We start from the raw sequence: 20,031 nt of genomic DNA on the forward strand, positions 1-20,031 counted from the left end.
CGGGCGTCGAAGGCGTCGCGGGCACCGGAAACAGCGCCAGCGATTTCGCCAGCAGGATCGGCGGCGTCGGTGGCGCTCCAGCTCAAGCGCGCAGCGACGTCGATCCCAAGACCACCGTCACCCAAGGCACCATGATCCCGGCGATCCTCGAGACCGCGATCAACACCGATGTGCCGGGTTATGTCCGCGCCGTCGTTAGCCAGGACGTCCGCAGCTTCGACGGCAGCCGCGTGCTGGTGCCGCGTTCGAGCCGCCTGATTGGACAGTACCAGTCGGGCCTGCAGGGCGGGCAGAAGCGCGCCTACGTCATCTGGACGCGCCTGATCCGGCCCGATGGCGTTTCGGTCAATCTTTCCTCGCCCGCCACCGGGTTCGACGGTTCGACCGGTCTTGAAGGCAAGGTCAACAGCCACTTCTTCAAGCGCTTCGGCTCTGCGATGCTCCTGTCGGTGATTGGAGGACTCAGTACGATCGCTACGGGCGGAGCAGGCTTGATTGTCGGCGGCAGTCAGAGTGCGGCTGCGGCAGCAGTTCAGCAAGGCAATGATATCGGCCCGACGGTGCGGGTGCGCCAGGGCGAACCGATCCGGGTGTTCACCGCGCGCGACCTCGACTTCAGCCGCGTTCCGCGCATCTGAGTCAGAAAATGGCGGCCGATATTCACAAGCTGGCGCCCGACGAGGGCGCGGTGGCGGGCAGCGCCTACCTCGAGGCCTATCTCGGGCCGTTCCGGCAATGGCTCGACCGGGAAGGCGTGACCGAGATTCTCGTCAACCGGCCCGGCGAGGTCTGGATCGAGGACAGCAGTGCGTCCGGGATGGAGCGCGTCGAAGCGCCCGAGATCGACGACATGCTGGTCCAGCGGCTCGCCGAACAGGTCGCCCGCACCAGCCACCAGGGCATCAACCGCGAGCATCCGCTGCTCGGCGCGACGCTGCCCGACGGCGCGCGCATCCAGTTCTGCGGTCCGCCCGCCACGCGCCGGCATTGGGCGATGGCGATCCGCCGTCACTGCCGGCTCGACCTGCCGCTCGACGCCTATGACACCGGCCCCCTCACCGCCAATCGCGAACCGACGATGCCGGACCCTGCGGCCGAGCCGGTCGCCTACCTCCGCGCCGCCATCGCCGCGCGCAAGACGATCCTGATTTCCGGTGGTACGAGCACCGGCAAGACGACCTTCCTCAACGCCATGCTAGGTGAAATTCCCGCGGGCGAGCGCGTGGTGCTGGTCGAGGATACTCCCGAACTGCGGCTACCCGGCGCCAACGGCGTCGGTCTTGTCGCGGTCAAGGGCGAGCTGGGCGAAGCCAAGGTCACTGCCAACGAACTGCTTCAGGCCGCCCTGCGCCTGCGCCCCGACCGCATCGTGCTGGGCGAACTGCGCGGCGCGGAAAGCGTCAGCTTCCTGCGCGCGATCAACACCGGCCACCCTGGCAGCTTCTCAACGATCCATGCCAACAGCCTGCGCGGCGCGCTCGAACAGCTGGCGCTGATGGTCATGCAGACCGGCATCGGCCTGACCCGCGAAGACACGATCGAGTACGCCGCTTCAGTGATCGACGTGATCGTCCAGCTCGAACGGGTAAACGGCGTGCGTCGAATTGCGGCCGTTCTAGAGCACAAGTAATAGCACAAAAGGGCAAGACTTTCGATTATTGAGAAAGATGCCAGATTTTGAATAACGTTCAGAAACATTTTCCGCCTTGCTGCGGGCTATTAATCTGTTGCTATCCCTTGAGTTTTCTTGAGATTTATAACTAACTCGACCTTTCGATCATCCACCTTTAGTGTCCCGGTGTCTTCATCAGCGCGGAGACTTGAAGGAGCGCGAACCTCCGGTAATGGTGTTCCCAAATTTGAGCGTGGTTTTACCGGATTATCTATGAAAGTAGCTGCAACGGGGCTTAGTGAGAGCACGTCGAACTGTTTGAGAAATTTCGCAGCTTCAAGATTTGGCGAACTACTAGCTTCTCCCGTATACGACTGGCTAAACGCTCGTCGCTCACCCCAATAGCCGCTCCAGCGGTAAAAGATATGTGTGCCAATCGCAGCAACTTTATCCAGCTTTGGGGCCCAATAAGGTAGCACATAGTTGGTGTGATAATGGGTTGACATTCCAATCGTAGGTTCGACTCTTCCCTGTAGCGCTTGGATAGCAATACGTTTGGCGATAGACCAACCTTGAATACTTGCTCTTCTCAACAGACTTCCGTCGCAAGTGAAGGTGAATTGACAGCCGGTACGGAGTTCCGAGCCCTGAAAAACCACACCGCAAATCGACGAAGGGAAGGCGGGATGGCGCACTCTGTTAAGGACCACTTGAGCAACAGCTCGCTGGCCCACTTCACTCTCGCCAGCGGCCTCGTAATAGACTGCAGCGGTCAGGCAATCGACCGCCGAATTGTAAGTAGTAGCTCGGCTCCATTCCAATTGCTCCTTGAATGAATATGCAGCTTGAATCGGACTATAGGAAAAAGGGAGAGATTTGTTCGCGGCAATCATAGCTTCCGCGGGAGGGGCCTTCGTCTGCTCCAATCCCGTCGACGCTGTCAATCTTGTCAATTCTTGCAAATCCATTCGAGTCGAACGGGAGACCGAGTGCGGACGCAATCCTTGCTCCGAGTTGGGGAGAAAAACGGGACCTGACGCCATTAGGGTGAGCAGACCCGTCGAGCTCCAGAACAATATACCCTGCCACATTTCGATTGCACTTCGCATATCGATTGCACTTCGCATATATCCCACTTGTGCCACCGTTCAGCGACGGGCTCATATCACACTACTGGCGGTTCTTGAACAAGAGCAAAGACCTCCAGTTAGGAGAAGGCCCAAAAAGGGACGGCCCACAGACAGTTGCTGTCGGTGATTGTAGGGACAATTTATGCACGCTACACACTACTGGGGATAGAGGCAAACTCGCCTCTCGAGGTGAACAAGACAGCAAATGGCCAGCGTAGTGGCAGCATTGGAAGAAGACAGCGGACTGGCAGGCAAACAGGGCCTGCACCGTTACTTCTATGCAACTTCCCTACTGATCGGGGTGATCCTATTTACAGTACCAACCATGATTTTCGTAATCAAGGAGAGTTGGTCCGGTGAAGAGGGTGCGCACGGACCAATCGTGCTATTTACGGGGGTCTGGTTGCTTTGGAAAGAGTGGCCAGCAGCAATCGCAGTGGCTCAAAGGCCTCCGATCGTTAGGCTATCGATTGCGCTTGCCTCGATCCTGCCACTTTTCATTCTTTCTCGCATAGCGCAGATCGTGGAGATTGAGGGATATTTGATGTATGGCGCGTTGCTAATCGTGCTTTACAGCATGATCGGGGGCGCCGGATTGCGCCGATTATGGTTTCCCCTACTATACTTGGCGTTTCTTTTTCCGCCTCCTGAGTCGATCGTGGCTGCAATAACCACGCCGCTCAAGATGGAGTTGTCAGGTTTATCCATCAATTTCTTGGATAGGTTGGGGTATCCGATTGGAGGGCAAGGCGTCCGGATCTACATAGGCCAGTACGAGCTCTTGGTGGCTGCTGCGTGCTCAGGGCTGAACTCCATCATCTCACTTACAGCCATCTCACTCTTTTACATCTATGTTCGCCATCAAGCGGACTGGCGTTATGCAGGACTATTAGTCCTATTGATCATGCCCGTGGCCCTGATTGCAAACTTCATGCGTGTAGTAATTCTTATTCTTCTAACCTATCACGCCGGTGAAGCTGCAGCGCAGGGCTTCCTTCACAATTTTGCCGGCGTATTCATGTTTGCGGTCGCATTGGCCACAATTTTCGGATTGGATGAGGCGATTAGGCCTTTTTGGCAAAGAGCAATGGGCCGCAAAGATGACTGAGAGTTTGCCAATCATCGGGCGTCGAGCGCCGGCTCTGATTTCCCGCAGGCATGTTCTCGTCGGAGGTGCCCTCGCTGCCGCCTCAGTCGTGGCGATCGCGCGGCAGCCGACGAGTTCCCTGCCGGCTGTAACGACCGAGCAATTTACAGAATGGGTGCCGCGAAGTTTTGCTCAGTGGAATGTAGTCGGCACCAGCGGGGTTATATTGCCTCCTCCAGATTCGCTGCGCGACCGCCTCTACGACAACCTTGTTACGCGGGTCTACCAGTCAACGAACGCTGCGGTGATGCTACTTCTAGCCTACAATAATCTACAAGATGGGGTGGTGCAGGTGCATAGGCCGGAGGTTTGTTATCCGGTTGGTGGATTCAAGCTAAGCGAGACTAAGGCTGTCCACCTGAGCGCACTCGGAAGGCAAATCCCTGCCAACTTGTTTACCGCCAATGGGCCAAATCGAACGGAGCAGGTATTGTATTTCACGCGGCTCGGCCGCGCCTATCCTCGAACCTGGATTGAGCAGCGCTGGGCTGTCGTAGGGGCAAATTTGGAGGGTCGAATTCCAGACGGGATGTTGATACGAGCGTCGTTCTTGGGAGCGGATCAATCTCTTGCATTCAATATCTTGAGGCGATTTTTAGCCGAATTCATCACTGCATCCCCGCGAGAACTGCAGCGGCTCCTGTTGGTATGAAGGTGCTCCATATGAGAATGTCGTCAAAGTTAGCGATTCTGACTTGCTTTGTATTCCTCTCGGGCTGCGAAAAGCAAGCAACCGGCCAGGTGGCCGCTGTTGTAAACGGAGAGGAAATCACGCTTCAAGAAATCAATACAGAACTCGAAGCGATGTCTCCCCCCGACGGTGCGGACAAGGCTTTGCTCCAGAAAACTGCCCTACAAAGGATCGTTGAACGACGCCTTCTGGCTCAAGAAGCGCGAAGTGATGGGCTCGATAAGACTCCGGAATTCCTCAGCCGGGAGCGCCAACTAAAGGACGCCCTGCTCGTCCAACTCCTCGGCGCGAACGCAGCGCGTGCGACTGATGTTCCGGATCAGGCGAAAATATCAAGCTATATGGAAAAGAACCCGGCTCTATTTTCTGATCGCACAGTCTACACGCTCGACAGAATCCAATTTCCCATCCCCGCAGACTTGGAAATATTAAAGAGATTCCAAAACGATCATTCCATGGATGCAGTCGCTGAGAAGCTACGCGAACTTGGGATCAAATTCAGTAGAGATACTGGCCGTATGGACAGCGCGCAGTTGGGGCAGGCAAGAATGAACGAGATCCTGTCGCTGCCGCCGACCGAACCGTTCATTTTTCCGGAGGGAGGGATGGTAACTGCAGCCGTGATCACCGGGCAGCTCAAGCAACCGATTTCTGGTGAACAAGCTCAGGCGCTCGCGCTGCAGTCGTTGAGGGGCCAGGCGCAAATGGATATCTTGCAGCAACGGCTGAAAGTGGCGCAAAAAAAGGCAAAAATAGAATACCAAGATGGCTTTGCGCCACCGGATAGGACCGCAGGTTTGCCGAAAGATTCGGCGAAGCGTCCTTAGAGAATACTGTGCAGGAACAATCGAATGTGGCGCTCGACGCAAGCCGGTTAACGTTTAACGCAACACCATTCAACTCTTTGCCAATGTTGCAAAATTGCCCAGAAGAACTGTCGCGAATACGGCGTTCTGAGGCATCAATTGGTGTTGCAGGAGACCGGCCGCCTCTGAGACTCTTGTTCGCTCTTCCCGGCTTCCATCGTGTTGACCGAGGTGCCGAGATCGCTCTACTCGCTGTTGCCAGAGAGCTGGCACTTTCTGGCGAACTTGTGACCGTCATCGGTTCGGGCGATCCAAGACCAGACGTACCCTACCATTTCCGTCGAGTGTCTTCGCTGTCAAGGGAGCGATTCGAGGGTTTTCCCAAGTTCCCACCGCTAAGGGAAGAGACTGCCTGGGAAGATGCGACGTTCGCGACAAACCTTATCTTAAAAGAGCGCCTTTCAGATTTCGATGCGACGATTACATGCGCGTTTCCATTTACGCATTGGGCACTTCGGTTAAAGAGCCCCGCACGAGCAGCGCACGTGTTCGTCACTCAAAACGGTGACTGGCCATCGTTCAACAATGCTTCCGAATACAAATTCTTCAATTGCGATGGCCTAGTCTGCACGAATCCGGAATACTTTGCGCGGAACCGACAGCAATGGCGGTGCGCACTCATTCCCAACGGTGTCGACACTCTACGATTTGCTCCCGGCCCTAGCAGTCGTGAACGCTTTGGCTTGCCCACGAAGGGACCGGTCGTACTGATGGTAAGTGCACTTATTGAAAGTAAGCGTGTGCTCGATGGAATCAGGGCAGTGGCCGAATTCGAAGATGCCTTCCTCGTAGTTGCTGGAGACGGACCGTTGAAGGATGAGGCGCGCGACTTGGCCTCAAACCTCCTGCCGGGGCGCTATCGGCAGTTCGCTGTTCCTGCGTCCGAAATGCCATATCTCTATCGATCTGTTGATGTATTTCTTCACCTTTCCAAGGCCGAATCGTTTGGCAATGTATTTCTCGAAGCCGCAGCTTGTGGCTTGCCGATAATAGCACATGATAGCGATCGATTGCGGTGGATCTTGGGGACGGACCAGTATCTATGTGACACGGAGGATAGGCAACAACTGTGGCAGTGTTTGCATTCAGCCATTTCTTCGGGGAAGAAAAGTGCGCAATTGCAAATGGAGCGATTTGCGTGGCCTTTGATAGCGACGCAGTATCGAGTCTTCATCGAAGCGATACTCTCTGAGCGCTAGCAGGCGAGGTCTGCGAAATACTTGATTGTCGGGACTAGTCCCTCACGCAACGAGACAGCCGGTTCCCAGCCCAGTTCGCGTCTTGCCAGATCGATATCGGGGCGCCTCTGAGTAGGGTCGTCGGAGGGCAGCGGGCGTCGAACCAGCTTTGACCGAGAACCTGTCAGTTCCACTACGATCTCAGCCAGTTCTTGTATCGTGAACTCCACAGGATTGCCGATATTTACCGGACCGGTGAAGCCTTCGGCACTTTCCATCAATTTCATTAGGCCTTGGACCAGGTCGTCAACGTAGCAAAAACTACGAGTCTGACCTCCATCGCCATAAATCGTAATGTCATCGCCGCGCAAAGCCTGCATAATGAAGTTTGAGACTACCCGCCCGTCTGCAGGATGCATTCTCGGTCCATAGGTATTGAATATGCGCGCGACCTTTATCGGCAACCCATGTTGTCTGTGATAGTCAAAAAACAGCGTCTCCGCGCATCGCTTGCCTTCATCGTAGCACGACCGCTGGCCAATGGAATTGACATTGCCCCAGTAGCTTTCCGTTTGCGGATGTTCGACAGGATCTCCGTATATCTCGCTGGTGGAGGCCTGCAGAATGCGCGCGTCTAGGCGCTTTGCAAGTCCGAGCATGTTGATTGAGCCGATGACCGAAACTTTGGTGGTTTGGACAGGATCGTGCTGATAGTGAATCGGCGAGGCGGGGCAGGCCAGATTGTAAATGAGATCAACTTCGACAAAGAGCGGGAAGCAGATGTCGTGCCGCATGAATTCAAAGCGTGGATGGCCAATCATGTGCGCGATGTTCGACTTGGTTCCGGTGAAAAGGTTGTCGACACACAAGACCTCGTCGCCTTGCTCAATCAGGCGGTCGATCAAGTGTGAACCGAGAAAACCGGCGCCTCCGGTAACGAGTACTCGTTTTTGTGAAAAGTATTTGCGTGCCATGACTGCTCCTTCAACACCACTCAGTTACCTCAAGTTTATGACGGGGCAAGGCAATCGTGACAAACGGTACGACTACGGGACGACTTTGGCGCCGACCCCGCGCCCAAGCTGTCGAACTGGATTGTGAAAAGTGATGCTCAAGCTCTTAACGCTGTTTGCAGCCATATCTCCTGCGTTGGCGTTGTCGATCTATTCGCTTGAAGTTCTGGCTGGTTTGCGCCGTTTGCGCGAGGCTTCTAGGATTACCTCAGACTGCAGGGCTGTCATCCTTATTCCTGCCCATGACGAAGCGGTGACCATAGGGGAGGCTGTCAGACATCTGTTTTCGTTTGGCGAAGCCAATTTGGAGCTCCTTGTCGTCGCAGATAACTGTGGCGATGCAACGGCGGAAGTCGCCCGAGAGGCGGGCGCACATGTAGTTGAGCGCACTGATCCAAGCAGGCGAGGAAAGGGTTTTGCTCTGGCGTTTGGCCGTGATTACCTCGCCACTAACCCGCCGGATGTCGTTGTCATATTGGACGCTGACTGCCGTACAGATGCTCGGAGTATAGAACGGCTAATAGCATCTGCCTCAAAATCCCAGGCTCCCGTACAAGCGACTAATTTACTAATTGCACCACCTAACTCTGACCCGATCGTTCAAATTTCAAATTTCGCCATGCTTATGAAGAATTCAATTCGAGCTCGAGGGCTTTACCGATTGGGAGGCGGAATTCCCCTATTTGGCACCGGCATGGCGTTTCCGTGGGCCATATTTGGCAATGCCCCCTTGGCATCAGCCAGTATAGTCGAAGATTTGCGTCTCACCCTGGATCTTTCTAATCAAGATATTTTGGTGCACTTCGTCGAAAGTGCCCTCGTGACTAGCGCATCAGCGGCCGCTCAGGACACGCCTGCACAGAGACGCCGTTGGGAGCTTGGGTTCGTCCGCATTGCTGCCTGTCACGCCCTCCCGCTTCTGGCGCAAGGAATTTCGGGTTTGTCTAGGCACCGGATATTTCTCGGCATGCATCTGTGTGTGCCGCCTTTGGCTATGTTGCTCCTGATCGGGGGGGGGCGCATCGATACTGACGATAACGATTGGCCTGTCGCTTGAATACTGGCTGCCATTTTGGATAATTCTTCCAGCAATGGTTGTAGCTATTGCACTTACGCTTTTGGCGTGGTGGAAGGATGGACGCCAAACGTTAGCATTTGCTTCTTTGCTGCGGGTCCCAATCTATGTCGTTTCAAAGATCCCAATTTACCTAAGCCTAATCACCCCGTACCGGGCGAGTTGGAATCGAACTCCACGGGAGCGCGACTAGTATTAGTCCGGTATTGCCACCATATCCGTAAAATGGATGGGCCTTCAATAAGATACCGGCGCCAAAGCCGCGTCGGTTCGCTAAGGAGTCGATATAGCCATTCGAACGCCATTTTCTGCACCCAGCGCGGAGCACGCTTCTTGGCGCCAACTAGAAATTCGAGCGAAGCGCCGACGCATATGGCAACCCCACTTGCCTTTCCTCGTCTAAAGATCTCTGCGCACAATAACTCGCTTTGTGGTGAACCAATCGCAAAGAAATAGACCTCGGCGGCGCGTTCCTCGACAAATCTGATAATTGCCTTCTGCGCTCGTCTATTCCACCGAACGCCCATGGGCGGCAGGTGATGATGCCAATGGTGAGTTGGGTATCTTGCGTTTAGCTTCTTGATCAAATCGAGGTCACCGCCGATCACCGCAAGTGAAATCGGCTTGGATCGATCATCATCCAAGTACTCAAGAGTTAGATCGCTCCCAGGGACCAAGCATAACGAGATGCCGAGCGAACGCGCTAACATCTGAAGAATCCGACTGTCGCACAGGCACAAGGAAGCAGTTCGATAGGCTTGCCAAAGTACCGGATCAGGATCACGTGAATGTAGTCTCACTAGATGATCGACATTGGGCGTAACCACATATGTAAAGCTTGGGAGACTACATGCATTGATCAAGAATGTCACGACTTCCGTAGAATCGATCTGATCAAATTCAATGTCGAATAGTCTTGCTCGCCTGTTTGGACGTTTAACTATCATGGCGCTGGGTTCTGACTTAGGAATCTATTCATTCTTGGGCTCCCCGGGGCAGGGTCGATTCCAAAACGCGTTAGGGCATCTCGAAAACCTTCTGCTGCCTGTCCGACACAATCGGCCGAAGCCGAGTTGCAAACCACTTCGTATAGGCGCCATGCAGCAAGGGACGCCGGCGAGTTAGTCGTGAAGCGACGCGCGATTGCTACGGCCTCTCGCCGGCGTCCTTCCTGAAGTAGCCAGTCCGAGTAGGTCTGAGCGATCCGTAAGTTCTGCGGATTTTCATCAAGTGCTTGAGAAAATATGCGGTCGGCACCGTCAAGCTGGCCCATTGCGGTATATGCTCGAGCAGCGACTAGCCAATTGCTTGCCTGATTTGGGCATTCCGAAGCCGCTTGCTGCGCATCCCTCAAACTGGAGATTAGAAGCCGGAGACCCAAATTGGCCTCGCTCCTTGCGAGTAATGCGTCGCATTGCGTTGAGTCCCGAATGAGCACAGATTCGGCAGTCCGCTTGGCTTGCGCAAACTCTCCTTCCGCGGCGAGCAGGCGGGCCAACAGTCCACGCCTATCTTCTTCATCGAGGGTCTCGATGATGCGCCTTGCTGCGGTGTTTCGCCCTTGATCGATCAGAAAGCTGGCCACGCTCGCTCTTGAGTGAACCGAAGTGCTAGAGGCAATAGCTTCGAACAATTTGTTTGGTGCGTCTTGCGCACCGTATTCCCACCACAAACGCAAGATCTGCTCTACGTTGTCAGGCTTTGCTTGATTGTCGAGTAGGACGCTGCTGACGCGATCAATGGCCTTAGTGCGATCGCCCTGCTTGAAAAGCAAATTGGCTTCGTCGATGCGCAATTCTAGGTCTTTCGGGCGCAGTTTGCGCAAACGCTCGAATTGGAGTTTCATTTGCTCAGGCCGGCGCAATGTTCGAAAGATTTCGAGCTTCGTCAGGGCAATTTCAGCGCTATCGCCACCTGGTTGGCTAACGGCATTGACTACATCGAGGGCGTCTTCGGGCATATCCTCCATGAGCAGAGCTCGTGCCTTCAAGATGGACGCGTTCTCAAAATTAACTTGATCCTTTGGTATCTGATCTGCGTAACTTATCGCTTCGTCGAACCGTCTTTGAATAAAGGCGTGTTGGCCGCGGATTAGAAGGGCCTCGGGCTGTTGTGGCGCAAGGGCGAGGATTTGCTCCGTGGCTTCAAGCGACTCCCGAAAATGTCCAGTTTCGAGTCCGAGTTGAGACACCGCCTGGAGGGCTTCTCCATTTGATCTGTCTAATGCAAGGGCGTCAAAGTAGGCATCAAACGCCTCGCTCGGTGCGCCTGACGCCAACTCAATCCGTCCTTTCAGGAGATGAAGGTCAACGATATCATCGCGAGCAGCTATCGCCTTGCTAATCGAGCGTTTGGCTTCGGCCAGGTCGCCTCTTTCAAGTTGCTGCTGTGCCGTGGCGCCAGCGGTCGCAGCCTCATTGGCGCTATCGGAACAGCCGGCGATTGCACCAAGCATTGCAAAGCACAACGTCCCATTGCGGAGCGTTTCGCGAAAAAACCGGCTAATCGTTTGGACGAATCCTGCTTTCACGCCTACTAGGTATCCCTGCATAAGGTTTTAAGAATGTTCGATTGAAAGATGGAAGTGAGCAGTTTCATGTTAACAAAATCGTTCGGCTTTGCTTGCGCGATTGCACTGGCATCCCAAGCCTCCATTGCTCAAGCTCAACAAGGACCCGATAGAGGTGGGGCGTCGGTACCCGCTTCCACCTATCGCATCAACTCGGGTGACCAACTGGAAATCTATGTCTGGGGCGAAGAGCGATTGCAACGGACGGTCAAGGTTTTGCCGGACGGCACAATTGCGTTTCCCTTGATCGGACAGATACGTGCTCAGAGTCTCCTTCCCCAAGAACTAGAACAAGTTATTCGCGACGGTCTGAAAGATCAGTACCGCGGAGAAGCGCCGCAGGTAACAGTTTCAGTTACCTCGCCGTCAGGTATCGAATTTTCGGTCATTGGACAGGTGAATGGCCCCGGCACGTTTAGCCCCGGACGCTATGTAAATGTACTCGAGGCGCTCAGCATGGCAGGCGGACCCGATGAGTTTGCGAAGTTGGACGACATCGTTATCATCAGGAATATGGGTGGTCAGCTGCGGGCAATAAGGGTGCAGATCGGCTCCCTCCTGAAAGGTAATGTGAAGAGAGATCAAGTCAGCTACGAGCGTCTTCCTCGGATCGAAACCGGGGATGTGATTATCGTACCATGAGACAGTCGGAGAAATTGAGGCGCAGTAGTGAGCGCAAAATCCAGATGTTGCTCGCGGCATCGGCGGCTGCGCTGGCTCCGGCTGGCGGAGCCAGCGCAGATTCCAGAGAGCAGTTGGACATCTCTGTGGGGGGCTCGGCAAGTTCCAACCCGTACTTGCTTCCCAACGATCAAGGTACGGATTTTGCAGCAACACTTTCAGTCGATCCTGCGATATTCATGCAGGACGACGTTTCGACCTTTACCCTTCAGGGGCATATTTCTCTTAAGCAGTATACTTCTCGGTATGGAACTGATGCGTCCGCTAGCTTCAACGCAAGTGGAACCACGCGTCTGAGCGGGCGAACGAGTCTCTCGTCTAGTTTCAGGATCAGGTCGAGTAAGACGGCCGTGCAAGATGTCGCCTTCGCCGAAGGCGGCAATGTCTCTGTGTTGCCGCCCGAAAGCTTTCCGCCTGTCGAGGTGCCTGACGTGACGACGGCCGGGCGTAAAGGTCGTGTGGATGCGATGGACGGAAGCGCAGTGATTAGTCACGCTCTTTCGCCTGTGGAACAGCTCCAAGTCGGCTTTGACGTCGGTCGAACAACGGCGGAGGGCGTCGGCACACATGAGATCGCTGCCTCGCAAATTTCGTACAGAAGGCAAGTTTCATTGCGAACATCGGTGAGCGCTTCTGCTAGTCTTGGCCTCGTAGACTATCGAGATCGGCCATTTGGCGACGCAAGATCCATCATACCAATGATTGGGATACAGCACCAGTTCGGTGAGTTTACGGCTGCGACCGCGCAAGTCGGCGCTGCTTTCACCGATATCAAGAACGATCTTGGAGGGCATGATAAGGATGTCGGTTTGGCCCTGACTTTCAACTTGTGCGATCGACGATCACGTCGAGATCTATGTGCGTCCGCATCGCAGCAGACTCGTCCGACAACCTATGGAGGAGCAAGTACTGTCAGTTTGTTGAGGCTCAGTTATGGTATCGACGTGGGGGAAATGAACAGATTATCAATTGCTGGGAGTTATGGCCGGTCTGAAAGCCTCGTTGCTGACTCATTCTTGCAGGATCGAAGAAAATTTGTGGCCCTTACGTCGTCATATTCACATAATTTGAATGACCGGCTCGTCGCATTTGTTTCTCCAGGGTTTTCCCGAGTGAGCACAAGTAACGGGGGCGGGCGCCGATCTGATTTCAAAATTGGTGTGGGCATTAGATTGCGAATCGGGGCCTTATCATGACATTCCCTGACAATGCCGCCGAGCCAGAGGGCGCGATGGGAAACTTTCTTTCCCATCTTCCATCGGTACTGTGGGAGCGTCGCTGGTGGATAGTCCTGCCGCTAATCGTGGGACTTCTTTTTTCAACTGCGGCAGTGTTCTTGATTAAGCCGGTTTATGAATCACAGGCACTTATGCTGGTACAGTCAGCTCAGCTACCAAAAGATGTAATTGGTACAATGGATTCGGAAGTCATTGATCGACGTATCGCTAGAATCAAACAGCAAGTAACGAGCCGACCAGACCTCATTTCCATAATTGAGCGGCATGGACTTTACAGTGATGATCGACGCTCGACGTCACTCTCCGATGTCATTGACGAAATGCGTGACAGCATTTCAATCACTCCGTCCGTGGTCAACTTGCCCGCCAACCAAGCCGACCAGCGAACAGTCGCCTTTCAGTTGGCATTCCAGTATTCTGAACCGGTTGCCGCACAAGCCGTTACGCAGGACCTAATGGACCGGATCTTGGAACTTGATGCAAAGGGCAACGTTGAGCAGGCGACAAATACGGAACAATTCCTATCTGAACAGGCGCGAGGTCTTAAAGAGAATATTGCAGACGTAGAAAGTCAATTGGCAGAAGTTAACGCGCGATATGGTCGAGTTCTCTCGAGCGGAGGTGGTTATGTCGGCGGTAATCTCGGAAGCTACGACGTTCAAATAGCGTCGTTGCAGCGCGACAATGCCAATCTAATAGCCCAAAAGGACATGGCGCAATCGTCCGATACGCGCGCTCCCGTGGTAGTAAATGCCGAGGCAGCTCTCGCTGCGGCCCGGGCAGTTTACGCAGAAAATCATCCCGACGTTGTATTGGCTAGGCAGCGCCTTGCCGAAGCCAGAGAACTCGCCAAGAATACTGCGCAGAATTTACCATTGCAGTCGATCGATCAACAAATCGCTTTCAACAATTCTCAAATCGCGACTCTGCGGTCCGCCAAAGCGCAAGAGCAGGCGCAGATGAATTCCCAGATTGCAGCTCAGTCGCAAGGTCCATTGGTGCAGCAACAGGTTGCAACTTTGCAGCAGAGTCTTTCCGGGCTGAACCAACAATACCAGGAGGTGCAAGCGCGATTGACTGACGCCCGTGCAGGCGTCCGAGCCGAAGACGAGCAAATGGCGGAACGACTTTCTGTTGTTGAACCTCCGATCATTGCGGATTCGCCAGTTTGGCCGGACCGACTGTTGATATTTGCATTGGGGATAGGAGGCGGGTTGGCATTCGGGTTTTGCCTTGCCTTGGGAATGGAATTGGTATTGCGACCAATACGGGATCCCGACGAAGTGACGGCGATCACCGGACAGGTGCCCTTGGCCATCGTTCCGGTCATTAGGCCGCGAACAAACGTGTACCGCGACAGATTGTCGCGCCTTGTTCCGCATTTCTTTGCACGGGGTTAAGTAGAGGTGACCATGGCAGAAGCCGACCCGCCTGAGCCTTTTTCGCGAACTTTACTGGCACTCGAAAGTATGCCTGTGGTAGATCTGGCGTCGGAAGCGCTCTTATCCCACAACATAGTGGGCTTTGAAAGCCGCGACATTCGATCGCGACCCTTCAATATTCTGCGGACCCGCTTTACTAAGGGAATAGCTGGCAGGGACGCAAGATTGGTCGGGATTACCTCGGCAACGCCGGGAGCGGGAAAGTCGTTCCTGTCGCTAAATCTCGCTGCCTCACTTGCCCGTCTGGCTGAAACGCCAGTGTATTTGGTCGACCTTGACCTTCGCCGCTCCTCCGTTTCGACTGAACTAGGGCTTGAGGACCGCAACGGACTTGGAGAATATCTCGCGGGAGAAATAGATGAGCTTAGCGAGATTGGCGTTCGGATCGAAGGCGTGCCCCTCGCCATTTTTCCGACCGGTAGCGTTCTTGGCAATTCCGCAGAATACCTAGCTACTTCGCAGTTTGCGAACATGATCGGGAGTCTGCGTGAAAATGCCGATGGGGCGATAGTGCTCTTCGATCTTCCTCCGGTGTTCGCAAGCGATGATGCAATGCTTTCGATTGAGGCGCTCGACGGTTATCTGCTCGTTGTCGACAGCGGCACCACAAACCGCCGGCAGATCACCGACGCAATGGAGATGCTTCGGCCTTCTCCATGTTTGGGCACAATTCTGAATCGCTATAAGGGGGGGCTCACGGACCATTACGGCTACGGAACCGGCGCATACGACAAATACTATAGGACTTAACGCCGCCGCTCCGATTTAGGATTTTGTGATCCAATTACCTGTGGCTCCACCAAAGTAGGATGAAGGGGCACCCCGAGTCTATCGAGGGAGTGCTCCTTCATCTTAGTTTTGGTAGCTTGTTGGCCTGATCAGGGACCAATTTGATTTGCGGGAACAGGGACCAGTCGAGGAACAGCCAAGCCGCTCGGGAAATGCGCATTCTTCTTCATTGCGCCACCGTCGCCAAAATCTCCATCGGAACAATTGAGCATCTTGTCGATGCAGCCTCTGTGCCAACGATCCAAAATGCTATCTTCCCAAGCGCCGAACCAGTCGGAATGAAAGCTACTACCTGGCTCAGCACCAGGCATGTCGCTGGAAAAACGCCATAAACCCGGCACGTCGCCTAGCTCGATGCTAAATTCCGCAGTCAACGTAAACATTGGCAAGACAAATGGGTGGGTGTCGGGACAGAAGGTCTGGCCCCCGTTGCGCTGCATGTATGCCATGTGCGAACGATGATCTGGACTATCGAGGTTCTTTCCGTCCCAACATTTGGGCGAACTGATACTTACAAGCAACTTCTGCCCTGCAGCGCATTGCTGCAATGCATGGGTCATAGTTCCTGGTGTGCCAATCACTTTCCAGCCATTTACACATTTGAAATGTACTAGAGCCTCCGCATCGGGATTGCCAAACACATATCGAAGGCCCCTGGGGAGGTCTCTCGGTATGTTTCCGTTGGTCTTAAACCAAGGATCTGAGCTCGGCCGACGCTTGTAATAAATGGCGGCATAGTTTGGACGAATGACATTACCTCTGCCATCCAACAGAGCGGGCATCCAATATGCCGATCTGTTTAGTTCGTTTGTACATGTGCTCTCACCGGATGTACGGAGACTTTCATAGGTGGAATTGGCATTGGCAGAAAGGTTGCCAAAGAACAGGTGCAAGTGAGAGGTCCCAGGTTGGCCCGGATGTACGATCGGGTCATCGTAAGCGACCTGACCAGGTCCGCACAAAAATCGAAAAGCTCCTACAACATCCGGCGATGCCGAAGCAGGTATGGATACCGATCGGATGAGAGAAGTGATCGACAAGTTCGATTGTACGGGGCTGGGCTCCATAGCGGCCGCGCTTTGCGTTCCCGTAGGGCTAGGCGAAGGCGACGGCGAAGGCGCCGGCGTAAAGATCGGGGGCGGAGCGTCGGAACCAGGGGCTGGCTGTTTGGACGCCCCCTCGTCCCTGCACCCTACACATGCCAACAAAATCGCGATTACAATTGAACCGCGGCGACCGTTCCGCATCCAGCTTCTCCAAATCTGAAAGTTGGGCGCTTTGCCTCCGCATGGTTAACGCCAGACTAACAGGTTGCATCCCTGTCCGAGACGGAGTGTCCAAAAAAGGCAAGCCGGTGGCAGTGCGCGGCAAGTTGAGGAAGATTGTCTTTTCCGGAGCACTGAGGCGCTGGCAATGCGATGCGGGCGGAATGCAAACTTATCGAGTCACGATTGCGTTGTGTCGGGGCCGGAAGGCAGCTTTCTCAGTCGATGCGATTTGAGCGCTGAATGCCACGTGTGCAAAGTGCTGTTGAACGGCCCACCATTGTATGCGTCCATCTAGATCACAGGCGGACAAGGAAATGTAACCGTGCGTAGAACCCAACAACATTGGGGGTAGACTCGAACACACAAATGAAGTGCGTCCAACGAAGATGGAAGTAGATTTGAAGGTTTTAGCCATTATGCCCGTTCTACTTAAAACGCCGCGAGCATTCTCGGAGGTCCATACCCAATCCGGGCAGTGAACTTGGTCACTTGTAGAAGATCGCTCCACGGGGCTTGTTGATCATGGCAGTCCAAGCATAACGCGTCGCGCCGATAAGTTCTGCCAATTTCCCAATCAGTAGAAGCGCTCCTTTGGCCGGTCCGTGCGCCAGAGAAAGACGAAAAAATTGAGCGATCCAGATCAGCGGTGCGGCCAATAGTCCGGTGGGGCCAAACAGCAGAGCCAATATGATTGCCAATAGTGGTACTCCCACGCACCAGAAGATGGCTCGACAAAGTTCACGGGCGTATAAGGTCGTGACTGGAGATAGAGCGGTTCTGTGAAATACCTGGGCATATCCATACCCGCTTCTCAACGCGCGCAGCCACCATTGGTTAAATCGAAACATGGCGGCATCGTGAACAGTCATGGGAATGCCTAGGCGCCAAATTACCCAGCCGTGGCTGCGCAAGCGGGCGCATAGTTCGGGTTCTTCACCTGCGATTAGAGTGGGATCATAGGCCGCGACTTCCTGAAATGCGCTCGCTCGCATCATTACATCGCCTCCACAGGCTAGGCTCAATCCTACCGGTGTATTCCACTCTTCGTCACATAAACGATTGTACAATGTAGCATTTGGAAAGCGCTCTCGACGACGCCCGCAAACAGCTGCGACATTAGTGTGTGTCTCAAGAAAGCTGAGTGATTGCCTTAGCCAACCGTCCTCGAATTCGCAGTCGCCGTCAACGAACTGGACAAATGCTGTGCTCGGCCAATGATCGAGCAGGCGCGCAAAACCCTCATTTCGCGCACGCGCCGCGGTGAAAGGAAGGGAGGCATCGAGCTGCACCACGTCTGCGCCTATCGCGCGAGCATGAGCGACGCTGTCGTCGGTCGATCCGCTGTCGACATACACGACGCGATGGCACTCAAGCATCGACGATAGGCAGCGCCGAAACCGCTCGCCCTCGTTGCGCCCGATTACAACAATCCCAAGTTTGCCGTATTCACCCAAGTGCAAGCCTTACAGAATCTACCCAGGGTGAAAAACCCGGCGTGATGTGCAGTGCACTCGCGATCTGGCGTAACGCCACGATCGACGAAAAGAACAATAATGTCGCGAAGGCATCCTGCCCCAGAAATGATAGCCCGTGCGCCCGCTTGCGCCAGGTTAGCACACCATATCTCACCACTTCGGCCAAAGCAAATAGCGCAACCGCCCCTATCATGCCTATCAGCGGAAGCTGTTGTGGTACAACCGCCAGAATGAAAAGGAATTTTGCAGCATTTGCGATAGCGCCACTTGATGGTTTGCCAATACCCATCATGACAGCGTCCCCTATGGCCGCCAATACAGAGAACCACGTTCCAACCAACAGGATCGGCAAATATATCTGCGCCGCTTGGTAACGATCATCGTATGTTAAAGCGACAAATCGGTCAGCCAGCACTACTGCGCAGGCCAATGCCATCGCTATGATGCACACGGTTAGACGCCTGATTGGCAGGAGCAAATTCCGAGTGGCCGCAGCGTCCAATTGAAGGCCTGATATTTTGGGAAATATGATCATGCTGCTCAGGCGTTGGAATAGGCGAGTGATAGAATCTGTGATCGTGCGAGCAACTCCGTAGACCCCAAGGACAGCCAAGGGTACTGCACCGGCCAAGTACAACCGATCAAAATTCATCGCGGCAAAATAGACAAGAGATGAAAGGAAAATCCATTTCCCGAATCCCACAATCTCTCGAGCAGCTTCCCGATCAAACGACAAGACTTGCATTCGCCAGTTGATTAAGAAGTAGCTACCTAACGTGGAAATTGCCGTGCTTATCAAAAGACCAGCGACAAGGGCCCAGATGGTCGGGGAATAGAATGCCAAACCCACGTTGACGGCACTTGAGGCCAAGGCCGTTCCCATTCCAAACAATGAGAGTTTGCGCAACTGCATGCGTTTCTGAAGAAGAAACCTCGCAGGCGACGCAAAGCCGGATATAACGAAGACTAGCCCTGCAATGGGAAGAAGCGACTTAAGTTCTGGATTTCCATACACATTGGCCAGTGGGATCGTGGCGGCCAATGTTGCGGAATACAGCAAGAACCCCCGCCCAATTTGAATTGTCCAGGCTGTGTTGAGGTAGCGTGGCTCAGCACCCTTTCCATTCCTCACAATACCCTGTCCAATACCCACGTCTGACAAGAGTTCGCCGCCGGTGCGGAGCGTGTTGATCAACAACATCGTCCCAAGCAGATGCGGAGCAAGTAGCCAAGCGAGAGCCACACTGGTCCCGAGCCTCAGAACCTGTTCCAAGACGTAATGAGTCGCAACCCAGGCTGCAGCATTTAGCAGGCCGATGCGCGATATGATAAGGCGATGAAAGAGAATAGGTATTGTAATAGCCTTTGAGGACATATTGCCGCCTACAGCCGATTCCTTGAGAATGTCATTGGGGAAAAATCGGCTCAGGCCCGACCATTTCATTCTCTTTCAGATTGTATCTCAGTGCGTAAAGGAGGGCCGATCCGAGAATGCAAATCGATACGAGGCGGCAGAGGCATGTGGCTTAGATCTTGTTCGAACTTAGACGTGCGTTAGCACTGCAATCCTATCGAGTCTCCTAATTGGCAGCCCGCGAGGCCGGATGACCTCCCTCAACTGCTTATGCCCGCTCCATCAAATATCTCAACTTCCCTGCGAGAATGGAGCCCAAGCCCGCCAATCCACTCTCCGTCTTGGAGCCTGTTCGACAAGTTTGAAGTGCGAAGAACCGCAACCATACCAATTGCAGGAAATCATGGTCTGTCGTGCAAGCAAAACTCGCGATAGGGTCCAACGATGACGCAAGGAAGCCCAGTTGAGCGGTCCAGTTGAAGAATGCCGTTCAGGCCTAATTT

General features: G+C 54.2%; 18 protein-coding genes. 11 read left to right on the forward strand and 7 right to left on the reverse strand.

Features of this window, described 5'->3' with window-relative positions:
• Both GRI89_RS14255 and virB11 read left to right on the forward strand, forming a co-directional pair.
• Positions 1-638, forward strand: a 638-nt coding sequence (locus tag GRI89_RS14255; RefSeq protein ID WP_201290904.1) for a TrbI/VirB10 family protein, incomplete at its 5' end; no start/stop codon positions are given.
• Positions 639-646: 8 nt separating this feature from the next.
• Positions 647-1,630: a P-type DNA transfer ATPase VirB11 gene (gene virB11, locus GRI89_RS14260; RefSeq protein ID WP_159797061.1), complete on the forward strand. Its 984-nt coding sequence runs from the start codon at positions 647-649 to the stop codon at positions 1,628-1,630.
• 89 nt (positions 1,631-1,719) lie between these two features.
• Here the strand turns inward: virB11 and GRI89_RS18295 are convergent, their stop codons facing one another.
• Positions 1,720-2,580, reverse strand: a complete 861-nt coding sequence (locus GRI89_RS18295; RefSeq protein WP_328598273.1) for a cell wall hydrolase — start codon at positions 2,578-2,580, stop codon at positions 1,720-1,722.
• Between the two features lie 367 nt (positions 2,581-2,947).
• Here GRI89_RS18295 and xrtV point away from each other — a divergent pair, with 367 nt between their 5' ends.
• The 4 genes from xrtV to GRI89_RS18190 are packed head-to-tail and all read left to right on the forward strand — an operon-like array spanning position 2,948 to position 6,645.
• Positions 2,948-3,850, forward strand: coding sequence for an exosortase V (gene xrtV / locus GRI89_RS14270; protein ID WP_159797064.1), 903 nt, complete (start codon positions 2,948-2,950; stop codon positions 3,848-3,850).
• Positions 3,843-4,541: an exosortase-associated protein EpsI, V-type gene (epsI, locus tag GRI89_RS14275; protein ID WP_235913407.1), complete on the forward strand. Its 699-nt coding sequence runs from the start codon at positions 3,843-3,845 to the stop codon at positions 4,539-4,541. Before xrtV ends, epsI begins: the two co-directional genes overlap by 8 nt.
• Before the next feature lie 11 nt (positions 4,542-4,552).
• The gene (locus GRI89_RS14280; RefSeq protein ID WP_159797070.1) at positions 4,553-5,407 is read left to right on the forward strand and encodes a SurA N-terminal domain-containing protein; all 855 of its coding nucleotides are present in this window, start codon (positions 4,553-4,555) and stop codon (positions 5,405-5,407) included.
• 8 nt (positions 5,408-5,415) lie between these two features.
• Positions 5,416-6,645: a glycosyltransferase family 4 protein gene (locus GRI89_RS18190; RefSeq protein ID WP_328598274.1), complete on the forward strand. Its 1,230-nt coding sequence runs from the start codon at positions 5,416-5,418 to the stop codon at positions 6,643-6,645.
• On the opposite strand, the gene GRI89_RS14290 is transcribed toward GRI89_RS18190, so the two are convergent.
• Positions 6,642-7,598 (reverse strand): UDP-glucuronic acid decarboxylase family protein, encoded by a 957-nt coding sequence (locus tag GRI89_RS14290; RefSeq protein WP_159797073.1) that lies wholly within the window; start codon positions 7,596-7,598, stop codon positions 6,642-6,644. The genes GRI89_RS18190 and GRI89_RS14290 overlap by 4 nt on opposite strands.
• Before the next feature lie 133 nt (positions 7,599-7,731).
• Between GRI89_RS14290 and GRI89_RS14295 the strand changes: the two genes are divergently transcribed.
• Positions 7,732-8,694, forward strand: coding sequence for a glycosyltransferase family 2 protein (locus GRI89_RS14295; protein ID WP_235913427.1), 963 nt, complete (start codon positions 7,732-7,734; stop codon positions 8,692-8,694).
• A gap of 161 nt (positions 8,695-8,855) precedes the next feature.
• On the opposite strand, the gene GRI89_RS18400 is transcribed toward GRI89_RS14295, so the two are convergent.
• Complete coding sequence (locus GRI89_RS18400) at positions 8,856-9,659, reverse strand: WecB/TagA/CpsF family glycosyltransferase (RefSeq protein ID WP_407924981.1); 804 nt, start codon at positions 9,657-9,659, stop codon at positions 8,856-8,858.
• On the reverse strand, positions 9,656-11,242 hold the full coding sequence (locus GRI89_RS14305; protein WP_159797082.1) for a tetratricopeptide repeat protein: 1,587 nt from the start codon (positions 11,240-11,242) through the stop codon (positions 9,656-9,658). Before GRI89_RS14305 ends, GRI89_RS18400 begins: the two co-directional genes overlap by 4 nt.
• Before the next feature lie 54 nt (positions 11,243-11,296).
• Between GRI89_RS14305 and GRI89_RS14310 the strand changes: the two genes are divergently transcribed.
• From GRI89_RS14310 to GRI89_RS14325, 4 genes are read left to right on the forward strand one after another with little or no spacing between them, the layout of a single operon-like run.
• Positions 11,297-11,923 (forward strand): polysaccharide biosynthesis/export family protein, encoded by a 627-nt coding sequence (locus GRI89_RS14310; protein WP_328598275.1) that lies wholly within the window; start codon positions 11,297-11,299, stop codon positions 11,921-11,923.
• Positions 11,920-13,158, forward strand: coding sequence for a hypothetical protein (locus tag GRI89_RS14315; RefSeq protein WP_159797085.1), 1,239 nt, complete (start codon positions 11,920-11,922; stop codon positions 13,156-13,158). Before GRI89_RS14310 ends, GRI89_RS14315 begins: the two co-directional genes overlap by 4 nt.
• On the forward strand, positions 13,155-14,600 hold the full coding sequence (locus GRI89_RS14320) for a GumC family protein (RefSeq protein ID WP_159797088.1): 1,446 nt from the start codon (positions 13,155-13,157) through the stop codon (positions 14,598-14,600). Before GRI89_RS14315 ends, GRI89_RS14320 begins: the two co-directional genes overlap by 4 nt.
• A 12-nt stretch (positions 14,601-14,612) precedes the next feature.
• Positions 14,613-15,392 (forward strand): CpsD/CapB family tyrosine-protein kinase, encoded by a 780-nt coding sequence (locus GRI89_RS14325; RefSeq protein ID WP_159797091.1) that lies wholly within the window; start codon positions 14,613-14,615, stop codon positions 15,390-15,392.
• A gap of 128 nt (positions 15,393-15,520) precedes the next feature.
• Here GRI89_RS14325 and GRI89_RS14330 read toward each other — a convergent pair whose 3' ends face one another.
• The 3 genes from GRI89_RS14330 to GRI89_RS14340 all read right to left on the reverse strand — a co-directional run bounded on the left by GRI89_RS14330 (position 15,521) and on the right by GRI89_RS14340 (position 19,618).
• The gene (locus GRI89_RS14330) at positions 15,521-16,678 is read right to left on the reverse strand and encodes a DUF1996 domain-containing protein (protein ID WP_328598276.1); all 1,158 of its coding nucleotides are present in this window, start codon (positions 16,676-16,678) and stop codon (positions 15,521-15,523) included.
• A 506-nt stretch (positions 16,679-17,184) separates the two neighbouring features.
• The gene (locus GRI89_RS14335) at positions 17,185-18,153 is read right to left on the reverse strand and encodes a glycosyltransferase family 2 protein (RefSeq protein WP_159797097.1); all 969 of its coding nucleotides are present in this window, start codon (positions 18,151-18,153) and stop codon (positions 17,185-17,187) included.
• Entirely contained in the window at positions 18,146-19,618 is a 1,473-nt protein-coding gene (locus GRI89_RS14340; RefSeq protein WP_159797100.1) for an oligosaccharide flippase family protein, read from the reverse strand. Before GRI89_RS14340 ends, GRI89_RS14335 begins: the two co-directional genes overlap by 8 nt.
• Between the last annotated feature and the right edge of the window lie 413 nt (positions 19,619-20,031).

It is taken from the genome of Croceibacterium salegens, assembly GCF_009827435.1.
Taxonomy (GTDB): domain Bacteria; phylum Pseudomonadota; class Alphaproteobacteria; order Sphingomonadales; family Sphingomonadaceae; genus Croceibacterium_B; species Croceibacterium_B salegens.

Coding starts and splice junctions, on each gene's coding strand:
- GRI89_RS14280 (WP_159797070.1), top strand. CDS start 4,553: ATGAGAATGTCGTCAAAGTTAGCGATTCTGACTTGCTTTGTATTCCTC.
- GRI89_RS14290 (WP_159797073.1), bottom strand. CDS start 7,598: ATGGCACGCAAATACTTTTCACAAAAACGAGTACTCGTTACCGGAGGC.
- GRI89_RS18400 (WP_407924981.1), bottom strand. CDS start 9,659: ATGATAGTTAAACGTCCAAACAGGCGAGCAAGACTATTCGACATTGAA.
- GRI89_RS18295 (WP_328598273.1), bottom strand. CDS start 2,580: ATGGATTTGCAAGAATTGACAAGATTGACAGCGTCGACGGGATTGGAG.
- xrtV (WP_159797064.1), top strand. CDS start 2,948: ATGGCCAGCGTAGTGGCAGCATTGGAAGAAGACAGCGGACTGGCAGGC.
- GRI89_RS14320 (WP_159797088.1), top strand. CDS start 13,155: ATGACATTCCCTGACAATGCCGCCGAGCCAGAGGGCGCGATGGGAAAC.
- virB11 (WP_159797061.1), top strand. CDS start 647: ATGGCGGCCGATATTCACAAGCTGGCGCCCGACGAGGGCGCGGTGGCG.
- GRI89_RS14325 (WP_159797091.1), top strand. CDS start 14,613: ATGGCAGAAGCCGACCCGCCTGAGCCTTTTTCGCGAACTTTACTGGCA.
- GRI89_RS14315 (WP_159797085.1), top strand. CDS start 11,920: ATGAGACAGTCGGAGAAATTGAGGCGCAGTAGTGAGCGCAAAATCCAG.
- epsI (WP_235913407.1), top strand. CDS start 3,843: ATGACTGAGAGTTTGCCAATCATCGGGCGTCGAGCGCCGGCTCTGATT.
- GRI89_RS14295 (WP_235913427.1), top strand. CDS start 7,732: ATGCTCAAGCTCTTAACGCTGTTTGCAGCCATATCTCCTGCGTTGGCG.
- GRI89_RS14330 (WP_328598276.1), bottom strand. CDS start 16,678: ATGCGGAACGGTCGCCGCGGTTCAATTGTAATCGCGATTTTGTTGGCA.
- GRI89_RS14340 (WP_159797100.1), bottom strand. CDS start 19,618: ATGAAATGGTCGGGCCTGAGCCGATTTTTCCCCAATGACATTCTCAAG.